The organism is Pseudomonas sp. P1_F7, assembly GCF_056405655.1.
In genome coordinates this window covers 87211-100754 of the sequence record NZ_JBFUBR010000019.1, presented here as the reverse complement: position 1 = coordinate 100754, position 13544 = coordinate 87211, and the positions used below count along the sequence as shown (strand labels likewise).

The window sequence follows — 13544 nt, the reverse complement described above, 5'->3', positions numbered from 1 at the left end:
GCGTTCATGCTCACCGGCGATGCAAGCAACGCCGACCCGGTATGCAGCAAGTCGCCACAACATGGCGTGATCCTCAAGGCTCGCGAAGAAGCCGAGCACGCGACCCAGACCATCGACCAACTGGCCTTTCGCAATGAACGAAACTCACGGCTGATCGCCAGGCTTCGATGAATCGCCGCATGGCGCGGTCCTGCCTGACCATTTAGAGCTTCACAGGCTTTAGCTCGCGCTTGAAAAACAACGCGTTTATCTCGGCTCGAATGAAGAAAAACCTATGATGCTTTTGCACAACACACTAGATTTATCGCTGGGCTGCTCGAGAACTCCAAGAAGAAATCGGGCTAAATGTTGATCAGCTCCTGTACATTTTTGATGTTTGATGCAGGCAACACACGCCACCATGTTTTCGAAGCCTCTGTCCCAGATACCGAAAACGCCACGCCTCAAAACGAGATCATCGAGTGCATTTGGCATTCTCTGAACACGTTTCATGACTCAGACACAAGCGATGCTACGAAATCGATTGTCAGATCATTTCTACGTCGCGTTTGACTCCCCCCTGGATCGCTCTGGTTCGCACAAGGGTTAATCGTCTCTTCGCATCACTCTGAGTGCCCGCAATGGGTCCAGGCTGTGTGAAAACGCACTGAATACGTCGAAAACTGAGAGTTGCGTGTGTTACCTGCGAAACCGGCAGGCGAAAGCACGAATTGCCCTAGCAGGAAGTGGGTGGCTCCCATCCAATATTTGAGCGTTCCAAAAGGATGCTCAACAGTCTGTCGGCGAACCTTCATCTTCCCTGGATCATGGTCCAATCGGATCTGCAGGGCATCGACCACCGCTTCATGTTCCCAGCGCTTTACACGGCGCTCCTTACCGGTCGTACAATGCTTTGCTCGATCTGCTGCATGCGTGCCTTCACTGTGCCTTGGGTGAAGTTACGGTCGCGGTTGTTGACGGCTTTGAATTTGCTGCCGTCGATGGCGATGATCGATTGGGAGAAGAGATTAAGGTTGCGGCAAAGCACTACGAATTTCCGGCAGACGCTGCGAATGGCTTTGCCGTTGTCCTTGCGAAAGTCGGCAATGGTTTTGAAGTCTGGGGCCAAACGCCCCGTCAACCACATCAACTCGACATTGCGCTCGGCCTCCCGTTCAAGCCGGCGGCTGGACTGAATCCGATTGAGATAGCCGTAGATATAGATCTTCAGCAAGATCGCTGGATGGTAGGCCGGACTCCCCGTTGCAGCAGGATCAACACCTTCAAATACAAGTGCACCCAGGTCGAGATCATCGACGAAAACGTCGACCACTCGCACGGGATTTTCTTCGGCAACGTAATCGTCCAGGCACTCCGGCAGCAACGTGACTAGCGTCCGAACCTCACCTTCAATAAAACGCTTCATGATCGTCCCCGCCACGATCTCGACGATCAGAAGGTAAGACAATCGCAGGTGTTTTCACACAGCCTGGGTCGGTTGCTGCCCTTAGTGACAGGCAGAAACCGGCCAAAAACAGCCTCTCACTGGGAATAGCGCAAACAGAGATATTGAATGACTAACACAGCCCCCGCTCAAGGAAGGCCCCCAAGCGAATGAAGCAGTAGGCATCGTTGCGCATGATGGTGCCCGAGATTGCGCTACGGTACAGGAGCGAGGGCTCTTTGACCCATTCGCAGAAATGGCTGATGCCATTACGCGCCAGACCGTGGCTGGAGATACTGCGAATCTCCAGCTACGTGGAGTTGATGTGCTCCCACATGTCGGCGGTGATGCGTACGCGCACGGCGTGAGCATTGCCATCGGTGCGCCCGGTGTAGGACATCAAGGTGCTCGAAACGATTGTCGAAGGTAAATCCATCTACTAGGCGCCCACCTGATCAAAGTTTGAAGCGGACAGGTTGCCAGGGCGCACCGGGTAACCCGTCATCTCTGCTGCGATCATCTGTTCGGCTTCCTGAGCAATCTGGGAGCTTTTTTTTCGTTGTATTGGTTTGCCCATTGTCAGGAAAGCTTCGCCCACTCGTCGCGCTGCATCACCTCGACAATGATGGGTACTGGCGTCATCAGGTGGGTGCGCATCAAGGTTGTCGCCCGAACGGTATCGCGGGCAAGAATGGCCTCAACCAGCGCGGCATGTTCCTTGCGCTTCAACGCCAGGGCCTCTTCGGAGAACACCGTTTGCGTCAACCACAAGTGACGATAGCGCTCGGCCTGGTCGAACAGGTAAGTACGCGCCTGAAGTAAATGCTTGGAACCGCAACCCGCCGCAATGGCGCTGTGAAAGGCCTTGTGCCGTTCATCCCAAACGTCGAGCACCTTCTCGCGGGTGGTCACGTCCATGACTTTTGACAAGGTATGAGACTGGGCCACGATCTGGGCTTCCCAGGCGTCATCACCCCGCTCGATGGCCAGGCCCACGATCATCGCTTCAAGATTGGCGCGAGCGTCATAGATGTCCTGCATCTCCTGCAGCGACATGGGGGCTACGCGATAGCCTTTCTGACTGATGACCACCACCAGGTGTTCTGCCACCAGTTGCGAAAGTGCTTCACGCAGTGGGCCGACACCCAGGTCATAGCGCTCCTTGAGCCCGCTCATGAGGAGTTTTTCACCGGGCTTGAATGTGCCACGGATGATGTCCAGCTTGAGCCGCTCATACCCGCTGAATGCAGAGTTGAGCCTGGGGGTGACGCTATCCAAGGTGCTGCTCCAAAACTGGCCAAACCCCAATCATACCCAAACATCTACCAGACGAAAAACAATAGACAAATACATGTTTTGTCGTCCAATTATAAAAATGTAGACATTTTAATATTGTGGCGATATTTTTCACCTGCCAGATCCAGACACTGCTGGAAGGCGCTATTCATTACCTTCTGACCCGGAGTTGCCATGAACGCCTTTACGCAAATTCAGGACCTTGTGATGCCACTGCCATCGGAAACCAAGGGTTTCACCCTTACCCCTTCCAACCAGTCGCCGCGCCTGCTTGAGCTGAAATTCGCCAGGGAAACCGTCGACGCGTTTGTCAAGGCGGTGGCCGAATGGCCGGTTCAGGCACTGGAGTACAAGTCGTTCCTGCGCTTCCGGGTCGCTCAGATCCTTGATGAGTTGTGCGAAGGCACCCTGCGCCCGGTGTTGATCAACACCATCCTCGATCGCGCCACCGGCGGCATGCTGATCACGCCTGAAGGTTTGAACGACGTATCCCAGGCCGATGACATGGTCAAGTTCTCCTCTGCCGTCGCCCACCTGATCGGTCGCTCCAACTTCGATGCCATGAGCGGCCAGTTCTACGCGCGCTTTGTCGTGGTCAACACCGACAACTCCGACAGCTACCTGCGTCAGCCACACCGGGTCATGGAACTGCACAACGACGGCACCTTCGTCCAGGAGCGCACCGACTACGTGATGATGATGAAGATCGACGAGCAGAACATGGAAGGCGGCAACTCCCTGCTACTGCACCTGGATGACTGGGAAGATCTGCACCACTACTACACTCATCCACTGGCTCGTCGTGAAATGCGCTTCACCGCACCACCGAGCAAGAACGTGCGCGAAGATGTGTTCCACGCGGTGTTCGACAACGATGCCGAAGGTCGCCCGACCATGCGCTACATCGACCAGTTCGTGCAGCCCAAAGACTTCGAGGAAGGAATCTGGCTTAACGCCATGAGCGAATCCCTGGAAGGTAGCCCGCAGAAACTGTCGGTACCGGTGCCGGTTGGCAGCTTCGTGCTGGTCAACAACATGTTCTGGCTGCACGGTCGTGACCGCTTCATCGCCCACCAGGGCCTGCGTCGTGAGCTGATGCGCCAGCGTGGCTACATCAGCTATCAGAAAACCCTGTACCAGCGCGGCCAGTAAGGCTTGCCAAATGTGAACCGGCGAGGGCTACCACACGTGGCGGTGCTTCCAACAGAAATGTAATTCAGGTGGGTGCAAGCGAATGGCTGTGTACGACTTCATCATCATCGGTGGCGGCATTGTGGGCATGTCCACGGCCATGCAACTGACTCAAGTTTACCCGGACGCAAAAATCCTCCTGCTGGAGAAAGAGTCCGGCCCGGCCAGGCACCAGACCGGCCACAACAGTGGCGTGATCCATGCCGGCGTCTACTACACCCCGGGTAGCCTGAAAGCGCGTTTCTGCCTGGAAGGTAACAAAGCCACCAAGGCCTTCTGCAACAAGCACAGCATCCCGTTTGACGAGTGCGGCAAACTGCTAGTGGCCACCAACGAGCTGGAAATGGAGCGCATGCGCGCGCTGTGGGAACGCACGGCGGCGAATGGCATCCGGCGTGACTGGCTGACGGCCGCCGAGTTGCGCGAGCGGGAGCCGAACATCGTTGGTCTGGGCGGTATCTTTGTTCCTTCAAGCGGCATCGTGAACTACGCCCAGGTCACCGCAGCCATGGCCCGTGAATTCGAAGCCGCCGGCGGCGAGATCCGCTACGACAGCGAAGTGGTCGCCATCGACGAGCGACCCGATGAAGTGGTCGTCCGAACAGGCACCCTGGAGCACCACGGGCGTTTCCTGATCACCTGCTCGGGCCTGATGGCCGACCGCGTGGTGCGTATGCTCGGGATCAAGCCCAACTTCATCATCTGCCCGTTCCGTGGCGAGTACTACCTGCTGCCCAAGCAGCACAACCAGATCGTCAACCACCTGATCTACCCGATCCCGGATCCGTCCATGCCGTTCCTCGGCGTGCACCTGACCCGCATGATCGACGGCACCGTCACGGTCGGCCCCAACGCGGTGCTGGCGATGAAGCGCGAAGGCTATCGCAAGACCGATTTCTCACTGTCCGACATGTTCGAAACCCTGACCACCCCGGGCATTCTCAAGGTGCTGAAGAAGAACCTGCGCCCCGGCCTGATCGAAATGAAAAACTCGCTGTTCAAGGGTGGCTATCTCAAGCAGGTGCAGAAGTACTGCCCGAGCATCAACAAGAGCGACCTCACCACCTACCCGGCCGGTGTCCGCGCCCAAGCTGTCTCGCTGGACGGCAAGTTGATCGACGACTTCCTGTTCGTCCACACTGCTCGCAGCGTCAGCGTCTGCAACGCCCCGTCGCCTGCCGCGACCTCCGCCATCCCGATCGGTGCGTACATCGTCGACAAGGTCCGCGAACAGCTCACCCGTTCTGGCGCCAGTTTCGTCAAACCCGCCAGCTCCATCCGACCCGCCCCGATGGCGGCATCCATCGCAGCCCCCATTAACTATAACTAAGCAGCGAGGAATTACGCGTGCAACTCAATGATCCGAAACTGTTCCGCCAGCAAGCCTATATCGACGGTGTATGGGTCGATGCCGACAACGGCCAGACCCTCAAGGTCAACAACCCGGCCACTGGTGAAATCATCGGTAGCGTGCCGAAAATGGGCGCTACCGAAACCCGTCGGGCCATCGAAGCCGCCGACAAGGCATTACCGGCCTGGCGCGCCCTGACCGCCAAGGAACGCGCCAACAAACTGCGCAAGTGGTTCGACCTGATGATGGCCAACCAGGAAGACCTGGCCCGCTTGATGACCCTCGAACAAGGCAAGCCGCTGACCGAGTCCCGTGGCGAAATCGCTTACGCCGCCTCCTTCCTGGAGTGGTTCGGCGAAGAAGCCAAGCGCGTCTATGGCGACATGATCCCCGGTCACCAGGTCGACAAGCGCCTGATGGTGCTCAAGCAACCGATCGGTGTCACAGCCGCCATCACTCCGTGGAACTTCCCTTCGGCGATGATTACCCGCAAGGCCGGTCCGGCCCTGGCCGCCGGTTGCACCATGGTCCTCAAGCCTGCCTCGCAAACGCCCTACTCGGCCCTGGCCCTGGCGGAACTGGCCGAGCGCGCCGGTATTCCGAAAGGCGTGTTCAGCGTGGTTACCGGCAGTGCCGGCGAAGTCGGCGGCGAGCTGACCGGTAACCCGATCGTGCGCAAGCTGACCTTCACCGGCTCCACCGAAATCGGCCGCCAGTTGATGGTCGAGTGCGCCAAGGACATCAAGAAGGTCTCGCTGGAACTGGGCGGCAATGCACCCTTCATCGTGTTCGATGACGCCGACCTGGACGCCGCCGTCGACGGCGCGCTGGTCTCCAAGTATCGCAACAATGGCCAGACCTGCGTTTGTGCCAACCGTCTGTATATCCAGGACGGTGTCTACGATGCCTTCGTCGAAAAACTCACCGCCGCCGTGGCCAGGTTGACCATCGGCAACGGCCTGGAAAACGGTATCACCACAGGTCCCCTGATCGACGCCAAGGCCATGGCCAAGGTCCAGGAGCACATTGACGATGCCGTGAGCAAAGGTGCTCGCGTGGTCGCCGGCGGCAAGCCGCACGCCTTGGGCGGGACCTTCTTCGAGCCGACGGTGCTGGTGGATGTACCGCGCAATGCTGCCGTCGCCAAGGAAGAAACCTTCGGCCCGCTGGCACCGCTGTTCCGCTTCAAGGATGAAGCTGATGTGATCGCCATGGCCAACGACACCGAATTCGGCCTGGCTTCCTACTTCTATGCCCGCGACCTGAGTCGAGTGTTCCGGGTCGGCGAAGCTCTGGAATATGGCATCGTCGGCGTCAACACCGGGATCATCTCCAACGAAGTGGCGCCGTTCGGTGGCATCAAGGCCTCAGGCTTGGGCCGCGAAGGTTCCAAGTACGGCATCGAGGACTACCTGGAAATCAAGTACCTGTGCATCGGCATCTGAGCATCCATGCCGCCCGCACTGCGTAACACCTGACGCCCCGCTTGCGGGGCGTCTTTTTTTCCCTGTTCAAGAGTTCGGGTCAGTCAACAGTGCGTGCAGCATGCGCGCCATCATCCTGGGCGTGTCCTCGTCAGTGAGGTAGCCCGGTCTTTCCAACAGCATGGCCCGTGGAAGCACCGTCCATGTCTGATAAACCAGAAACTCGGCCTTTTCCCGATCCTTCACCCGGATGTCGCTGGCGAAGCGCTTCATCAAGGCTGAACTCGCCGTGGCGGTCCAGAGTTGCTTGGCCTTGACCACATCCAGTCGTACCAGCTCGTCGTAATGAGTGGAACGCACGCTGAACGCCGGATCGTACAAGGTTTTCTTGTGATGGGCGGCCAATACGGCCCGCAAGGCCAGCAAAATTCCGTCCAGCAGGCTGGTGCCAGGCGGCAGCGCCATAATGTCGGCGAACAGTTCGATGCGGGCTTCAGTCCGGTAATCATCGAACACCGCAGCGATCAATGCCTCCATCGTCGGGAAGTACTCGTAGATCGAACTGATCGCCACCCCTGAGTCTTCGGCCAGGCGCATGGCATTCAAGGCTTCCCGCCCCTCGCTTTCGAGAATTTGCCGACCGGCCTGTTTCACGGCCGTGACCAGCGCGATCGAGCGTGCCTGGCGCGGCTCCTTGCGCGGCTGGGCAGGTATTTCGACCTGCACGCCCGGTTTGTCAGGGGTTGGTTTGATCATGATGTCCTCTCCAGAATGCTGCTCATTGCCACTGCGGCAGAACCGACAAGCAGCAAACTGGAGTATGACCGAGGCGGCTCGCTTAGTCAGTGAGTCTGGCGAGTGCAGAACGCACCGTTTGCGGGATGGGCACCGAGGTGTTGCTGGCGCGGTCGACGTACACATAGACGATATGGGCCGCTGCGGCCGCTACGTGCTCATCGTTGCGAAACAGTGCCAGCTCGTAGCGTGCGCTGCTGTTGCCCAGGTGAGATATTTTCATCGCGACAGTGATCTGGTCGGGGAAGCCGATGGACGAAAAATAGGTGCAGCCCGAATTGACGATCAACCCGATCACCGGACTATTGGCAATGTCCAGGGTGCCCTGTTCGACCAGGAACGCCGTGACCGCCGACTCACAGTACGAGTAGTAGACCACGTTGTTCACATGCCCAAAGGAGTCATTGTCACCCCAGCGCGTCGGCATTGAGGTGAAACGACGAAACTCGTCCCGGCACGGCCGTTTGAACTTGTTGCTCATAGAATCTCCCTGTAGATCGCGCGCACATCGGCCAGGCAGAGCTCCCGGGGATTGTTGCCGAGCAGGCGCTGCTGCTTCATCGCATCGATAGCCAGCGCCTCGATGTCGGTCTCGACGATGCCCAGGTCACGCAAGCGGGTCGACAGACCCAGCTCACCGGCCAGGGTGCCGAGGTAGTTGGCCAGGGTAGAGGCTTTTTCAATATCGGTACCCAGGATGCCTGGCAGGACGATATCGGCCAGTTGCGCATACAGCGGTGCCACCGTCTCGAGATTGAAGCGCATCACCGGCCCCAGCACCAGGGCATTGGAAAGGCCGTGTGGAATATGGAAACGTGCGCCGAGGGGATAAGCCAGGGCATGCACCGCCGCCACCGGCGCGTTGGCGAACGCCATGCCCGCCAGGCAGGCACCCAGCAACATGTTCTCCCGCGCTTGCAGGTTCGTACCATCCACGCAGGCTTGGAACAGACTGCCGGACAGCAGACGCAGCGCCTCGCGTGCCAGGCAATCGGAAATCGGATTCTTCAGGTTTTTGGTGGTGTAGGCCTCGATGGCATGGACCATGGCATCGATACCGGTCGCTGCCGTGACGTGGGGCGGCAGGCCAAGGGTCAGCTCCGCGTCCAGCACGGCCAGGTCGGGCAACAGCATCGGCGAGTAAACCACGTTCTTCTCACCGGCACCGGTGGTCACGACCGAAACCGACGTCACTTCGGAACCGGTTCCTGCCGTGGTAGGCACCAGAATCAGCGGCAGGCGCGGGCCCTTGGCGTTATTGATCCCATAGACCTCGCTCAAGGACTCGCCACTGCGCGCCAACAACGCGGCCAGCTTGGCGGCATCTAGAGAGCTGCCGCCGCCCAAGCCCACCACGCACTCGGCGCCACAGGCTTTGGCGGCACCCACCGCCGCCAGAATCACCGACTCCGGCGGGTCGGCCTGTACCTGAGAAAACACGGTGACGGCTATCTCCTGGCCCTCGAAGCCAGCGAGCACTGCATCCAGTAGTCGAGCCGCAATAACCCCCGCATCGGTCACCAACAGAACCGATTTGCAGCCCTTGGCACGGACATGATCGGCGAGCCGGGTCGAAGCACCGCGTTCGATGATCATTGATGGAGTGGTTTGAAATACCATTTTCAACATGGAAGCCTCACGAATAGGTGTTTTGCGCTGAGTTTTTCTGGCGATTGCAAAGCACATGCGCCAACCGCAAGCCCCTCACAAATAGTGGTCTGAGCGGCAGCTCGCTCCCCCATTGATATGAGTGAGCGAGACCGAGTGTATGCCAGCCCGCCACCTGATCCCGCCTGAAATCCGGTCACCCGCCCCGAATCCGGAAAGACCTCCGGAAGCATCTCAAAACATTGATTTTTTTCCTTGTATTTCAGCTACTTGAATCAAGTATTCGAGTAGCTGAATCCGGAACAAAATCCACGTCGGCATCCCCATACTTGAGCCACACCTCCCCCGGCCTCGCCGGTTCCCACTAGTCGAGTAGCGAGCCAGAAAATGCCCACTGCACAACTGTCGATAGAACAAAAAACCCAGCAGCTGCTGAACAACCCGGCAGAATTGGTCAACTATTCCCAGCAAGCCTGGAACCATTTGCCCCGCGCCGAAATCGACGCGCTACAGCTCAATGCCCTGAAGCAACGCTTCGAAGAACTTCGCGAACGCATACCGGTACTCAAGAAACTCGCCGACGCCCAGGGCGTGGAAAAGATCGAGCAACTCGACGACGTGGTACCGCTGTTGTTCGAACACACCGTCTACAAGTCCTACCCACCATCGTTGCTGGAGAAGCGCAGCTTCGGCCAGATCAACAAATGGCTGGGCAAACTGGTGACGCCAGAGGTGGCCGACGCCATCGCCGCGGTTAACGTCAGCGATTGCCAGGGCCTGGATGACTGGTTCGAAACCATGGACGAGGGCGTGCCGCAACTGCGCATCAGTCACACCTCGGGCACTTCCGGCACCCTGTCGTTCCTGCCCCAGGGCGTACATGAGTGGGAAAAATTCGCTCAACTGCGCAAGATGATGGTGTGGAACATGGAGGGTCCGGACACCCCGGAGCCCAACTTGCACACGATCTACCCTTACTACCGCAAGGGCTACCTGAGTCATGTGCGCGTCCACGCCGCCATGATTCCAGCGCTGCTGCCGGACGAATCGCATTTCCATGCGGCTTACCCGACCACCCTCAGCACCGACGTACTCCACCTTGGCGCCAAGCTGCGCGCGGCACAGGCCAAAGGCACCCTCGATCGCCTGGTGATCAGCCCGGAACTGCTGGAAAAGAAGAAGGCGTTCGACCAGTTGCAGGCCGAGATGCCACAGCATCTGGCGACCTTCTTCGATCACATGTCCACCCAGCTCCAGGGCCAGCGCGTGTACATCGGCGCGACCTGGAATTTGCTGCACAGCATGGCCAAGGCGGGTCTGGAGCGAGGCCTGGAAGGTGTCTTCCACCCTGACTCGTTCGTGCACACCGCCGGTGGCGGCAAGGGTGTCGTCCAACCCGAGGGCTGGCGCGAAGACGTGCTGCGCTTCACCGGTGCCAAGACCCTCAACGAATCCTATGCGATGTCCGAAATCGTCGGCGGCGCTCATGCGCGCTGCGAAGAGGGGCATTTCCACTTCGCCCCCACAGTCATCCCTTACCTGCTCGATCCAGAGACCAGCAAGCCACTGCCGCGCAAAGGCCGCGTAACCGGTCGTGCAGCCTTCTTCGACCTCGGCGCCGAGATCCGTTGGGGCGGCTTTATCACCGGCGATGAAATCACCGTCGAATGGGACAAACCGTGCGCTTGCGGCCGGCCGAGTTGCTACGTCGTCGGACCGATCCAGCGCTACAGCGAACTCAATGGCGGCGACGACAAGATCACCTGCGCAGCAACAGAAGACTCCCATCGCCAGGCGATGGATTTCCTGAACACATTAGAGGGCTAACCCCATGAGCAAACCGATTGCGCCAATGATCATCCGTGGCAAAGTCATCACCGACAACCTGATCGACGTAGGCGGCCGTGGCGGCGACCTGGTGTTCCAGACCCCGGATGCGCACAAGTACATCGACCAGTTACCGCTGGGTAATCCGGCCAGGCTGGCCGACCTGTACACTCTCAGTTTCAAGGACATCCTCGACTACGCCGAAGCCCTCGGCGAACGTCTTGAATTCGACAAAAACCCCTACCTGCAGGAAGCCTGCGAGCTGTCGTATCTGACTGCGCCGGTCACTCCGAGCATGGTCAAGGGCAGCTACATGGGGCTGCGCCACATGCTCACCCGTGAGTCCGTCACCGAACAGGTGGAGAATTCAGTGGGCGTCAAATACCTGGAAGGCTGGGTCAAGCAGCGCTTGATCGACGGCACCGAACTGGATGTGCGCTGCTTCGGCGCCCGCACGCTGCATATCGTCGCTGGCAATGCGACCGGGCTGTCTCTGCTGACCATCCTGCGCAACATGGTGCTGCGCAGCGACGCGATCATCAAGGCTCCGTCCAACGACCCGTTCACCGCCCTGGCCATCGCTCGCACCATGGTCGAGATGGCGCCGGACCATCCACTGACCAAACACCTCAGCGTCGCCTACTGGAAAGGTGGCGACCAGGCCTTCGAAGAACGCCTGTACCAGCCGCAGAACCTGGAGAAAATCGTTGCCTGGGGCGGCTTCAATTCGATGAAGCATGTCACCCGCTACATCCAGCCGGGTCTGGAGCTGATCTCCCTCGACCCGAAACGCAGCGCCAGCATCATCGGCAAGGGCGCTTTCGACAGTGAAGCCACCATGCGCGAGGCCGCCCTGCGCCTGGCCAGCGACATCGGTGCATTGAACCAGAAGGCGTGCGTGTGTGCCCGGGTGGTCTATGTGCAGAGCGGCACCGACGAGGCCGGCCTGGCGAATCTGAACACCTTCGGCCGCTATGTCTACGACGCCATGCAGACCCTGCCCAACACCCTCAGCACCGTGCCCAAACGCTACGACCAGGGCCTCAAGGCCGAAGTCGACGCGCTGCGCCTGGATGATGAGTGGTACCAGGTGATTGGCGGCCAGGACGGTGAAGGCGCGGTCATCTGCTCGCAGATTCCGGAGTCGGTGTCCTTTGCCACCCGGCTCGATGACCGCACCGCCAACCTGGTGCCGGTCGATGACCTGACCGAGATGATGGATGCCGTGGATGCCTATACCCAGACCGTCGGCGTCTATCCGGAAAGCATCAAGGAAGATCTCAAGGACATTCTGCCTCTGTATGGCGCTCAGCGAATCGTCTCGCTGGGCTACGCGGCGGGGCTGAAATGGGCGGGTCCGCAAGACTCCATCGAGCCACTGCGGCGCATGGGCAAGTGGATCGTCAACCAGATCGCCTCGCCGGAAACGACCCCGGCGCCCTGGTTGCGCCCGTCGATCTAACCCCTCCTGTACCCCTGGCCATTGCCGGGGGTACGCCTTGATTCCTACAGGACTTACCCATGACCACTTGCCTGGGATTTGCCGCCCATGAGGCCCACTCCGCCCTCGCGCCGTTTCGTTTCGAGCGCCGGGCCTTGCGCGCCGATGACGTCGCCATCGATATCGCCTATTGCGGTGTCTGCCATTCCGATGCCCATCAGGTGAATAACGACTGGAACAACACGGTCTATCCCATCGTACCCGGCCACGAGATCGTAGGGCATGTCACTGCCGTCGGCAGTCACGTCAGCCGTTTCAAGGTCGGAGACCGGGTCGCCGTCGGTTGTCAGGTCGACAGCTGCCTGCAATGCGCACCTTGCGAAGAGCATCAGGAACAACTGTGTGCCCATGGTCCGACGCCCACCTACAACGGCAAGGATCGTCACACCGGAGAGATCACCTATGGCGGTTACTCCGAGCATATCGTCGTCCGTGAGCAGTTCGTTCTGCGCATGCCCGAAAGCCTCGATCCGCGTTTCGCCGCACCGCTGCTGTGCGCCGGTATTACCGTGTGGAACCCGATGCGCCGCTACGGCGTAGGCAAGGGTTCGAAAGTCGCGGTGGTCGGCCTCGGCGGGCTCGGGCATATGGCGGTGAAGCTGGCCGTGGCGCTCGGTGCCGAGGTGACCGTGATCACCACTTCACCGGGCAAGGCCGACGATGCCCGCGCCCTGGGTGCCAAACACGTACTGTTGTCCAACGATTCGCCGGCCATGACGGCGGCGGCCAATGCCTTCGAATTCATCATCGACACCATTCCCAGCCGGCACAACGTCAACCCCTACCTTATGTTGCTGGGTCGCGAAGGCGTACTGGTGCTGGTCGGCGCCATCGAACCGCTGGAGCCCATCCATGGTGGCTTGCTGATTCGCAACAACCGCAGCATCGCCGGCTCGCTCATCGGTGGCATCCAGGCGATCCAGGAACTGCTGGATTTCTGCGCCGAACATCAGGTATTGCCCAGTTGCGAAATGATTGATATCAAAGACATCAACACCGCCTTTGACCGCCTGCAGCGCAACGACGTGAAGTATCGCTTCGTGATCGACATGAACAGCATGCGTGACGTTATGCGCTAATCAAGCTCAGGCTGCGGTGCGCATCGCCGCAGCCTCCCCTTGAGGCAAG

General features: G+C 59.3%; 10 protein-coding genes and 4 pseudogenes. 7 read left to right on the top strand and 7 right to left on the bottom strand.

Going from position 1 to position 13544, the window contains the following annotated elements; translation table 11 throughout:
* A pseudogene (locus AC1D1M_RS26175) lies at nucleotides 1-171 on the top strand (pyrroloquinoline quinone biosynthesis protein PqqE); the annotation flags it as partial.
* A gap of 548 nt (nucleotides 172-719) precedes the next feature.
* Here AC1D1M_RS26175 and AC1D1M_RS26170 read toward each other — a convergent pair.
* The 4 genes and pseudogenes from AC1D1M_RS26170 to csiR form a co-directional block, all read right to left on the bottom strand.
* Nucleotides 720-887: pseudogene (locus AC1D1M_RS26170) on the bottom strand (IS5/IS1182 family transposase); the annotation flags it as partial.
* Nucleotides 881-1405 (bottom strand): annotated as a pseudogene (locus AC1D1M_RS26165) (transposase); the annotation flags it as partial. The pseudogenes AC1D1M_RS26165 and AC1D1M_RS26170, both read right to left, overlap by 7 nt.
* A gap of 163 nt (nucleotides 1406-1568) precedes the next feature.
* Nucleotides 1569-1796, bottom strand: a pseudogene (locus AC1D1M_RS26160) (alpha-E domain-containing protein); the annotation flags it as partial.
* Nucleotides 1797-2002: 206 nt separating this feature from the next.
* The gene (gene csiR / locus AC1D1M_RS26155) at nucleotides 2003-2701 is read right to left on the bottom strand and encodes a DNA-binding transcriptional regulator CsiR (RefSeq protein ID WP_477777883.1); all 699 of its coding nucleotides are present in this window, start codon (nucleotides 2699-2701) and stop codon (nucleotides 2003-2005) included.
* A 192-nt stretch (nucleotides 2702-2893) separates the two neighbouring features.
* Here csiR and glaH point away from each other — a divergent pair, with 192 nt between their 5' ends.
* The 3 genes from glaH (at nucleotide 2894) to gabD (ending at nucleotide 6706) form a co-directional block, all read left to right on the top strand.
* On the top strand, nucleotides 2894-3871 hold the full coding sequence (gene glaH, locus AC1D1M_RS26150) for a glutarate dioxygenase GlaH (RefSeq protein WP_477777882.1): 978 nt from the start codon (nucleotides 2894-2896) through the stop codon (nucleotides 3869-3871).
* Nucleotides 3872-3959: 88 nt separating this feature from the next.
* On the top strand, nucleotides 3960-5240 hold the full coding sequence (gene lhgO, locus AC1D1M_RS26145) for an L-2-hydroxyglutarate oxidase (RefSeq protein WP_477777884.1): 1281 nt from the start codon (nucleotides 3960-3962) through the stop codon (nucleotides 5238-5240).
* Between the two features lie 17 nt (nucleotides 5241-5257).
* Nucleotides 5258-6706: an NADP-dependent succinate-semialdehyde dehydrogenase gene (gene gabD / locus AC1D1M_RS26140; RefSeq protein WP_477777881.1), complete on the top strand. Its 1449-nt coding sequence runs from the start codon at nucleotides 5258-5260 to the stop codon at nucleotides 6704-6706.
* A 66-nt stretch (nucleotides 6707-6772) separates the two neighbouring features.
* Here gabD and AC1D1M_RS26135 read toward each other — a convergent pair whose 3' ends face one another.
* The 3 genes from AC1D1M_RS26135 to AC1D1M_RS26125 form a co-directional block, all read right to left on the bottom strand.
* Complete coding sequence (locus tag AC1D1M_RS26135) at nucleotides 6773-7441, bottom strand: TetR/AcrR family transcriptional regulator (RefSeq protein WP_477777880.1); 669 nt, start codon at nucleotides 7439-7441, stop codon at nucleotides 6773-6775.
* An 82-nt stretch (nucleotides 7442-7523) separates the two neighbouring features.
* On the bottom strand, nucleotides 7524-7961 hold the full coding sequence (locus AC1D1M_RS26130; protein ID WP_477777879.1) for an acyl-CoA thioesterase: 438 nt from the start codon (nucleotides 7959-7961) through the stop codon (nucleotides 7524-7526).
* Nucleotides 7958-9109: an iron-containing alcohol dehydrogenase gene (locus AC1D1M_RS26125; RefSeq protein ID WP_477777878.1), complete on the bottom strand. Its 1152-nt coding sequence runs from the start codon at nucleotides 9107-9109 to the stop codon at nucleotides 7958-7960. Before AC1D1M_RS26125 ends, AC1D1M_RS26130 begins: the two co-directional genes overlap by 4 nt.
* Nucleotides 9110-9475: 366 nt before the next feature.
* Between AC1D1M_RS26125 and AC1D1M_RS26120 the strand changes: the two genes are divergently transcribed.
* The 3 genes from AC1D1M_RS26120 to AC1D1M_RS26110 are packed head-to-tail and all read left to right on the top strand — an operon-like array spanning nucleotide 9476 to nucleotide 13495.
* Nucleotides 9476-10915: a phenylacetate--CoA ligase family protein gene (locus tag AC1D1M_RS26120; protein ID WP_477777877.1), complete on the top strand. Its 1440-nt coding sequence runs from the start codon at nucleotides 9476-9478 to the stop codon at nucleotides 10913-10915.
* A gap of 4 nt (nucleotides 10916-10919) precedes the next feature.
* Entirely contained in the window at nucleotides 10920-12377 is a 1458-nt protein-coding gene (locus AC1D1M_RS26115; RefSeq protein WP_477777876.1) for an acyl-CoA reductase, read from the top strand.
* Between the two features lie 59 nt (nucleotides 12378-12436).
* Nucleotides 12437-13495: an NAD(P)-dependent alcohol dehydrogenase gene (locus tag AC1D1M_RS26110; protein ID WP_477777875.1), complete on the top strand. Its 1059-nt coding sequence runs from the start codon at nucleotides 12437-12439 to the stop codon at nucleotides 13493-13495.
* The last annotated feature ends 49 nt before the right edge of the window (nucleotides 13496-13544 follow it).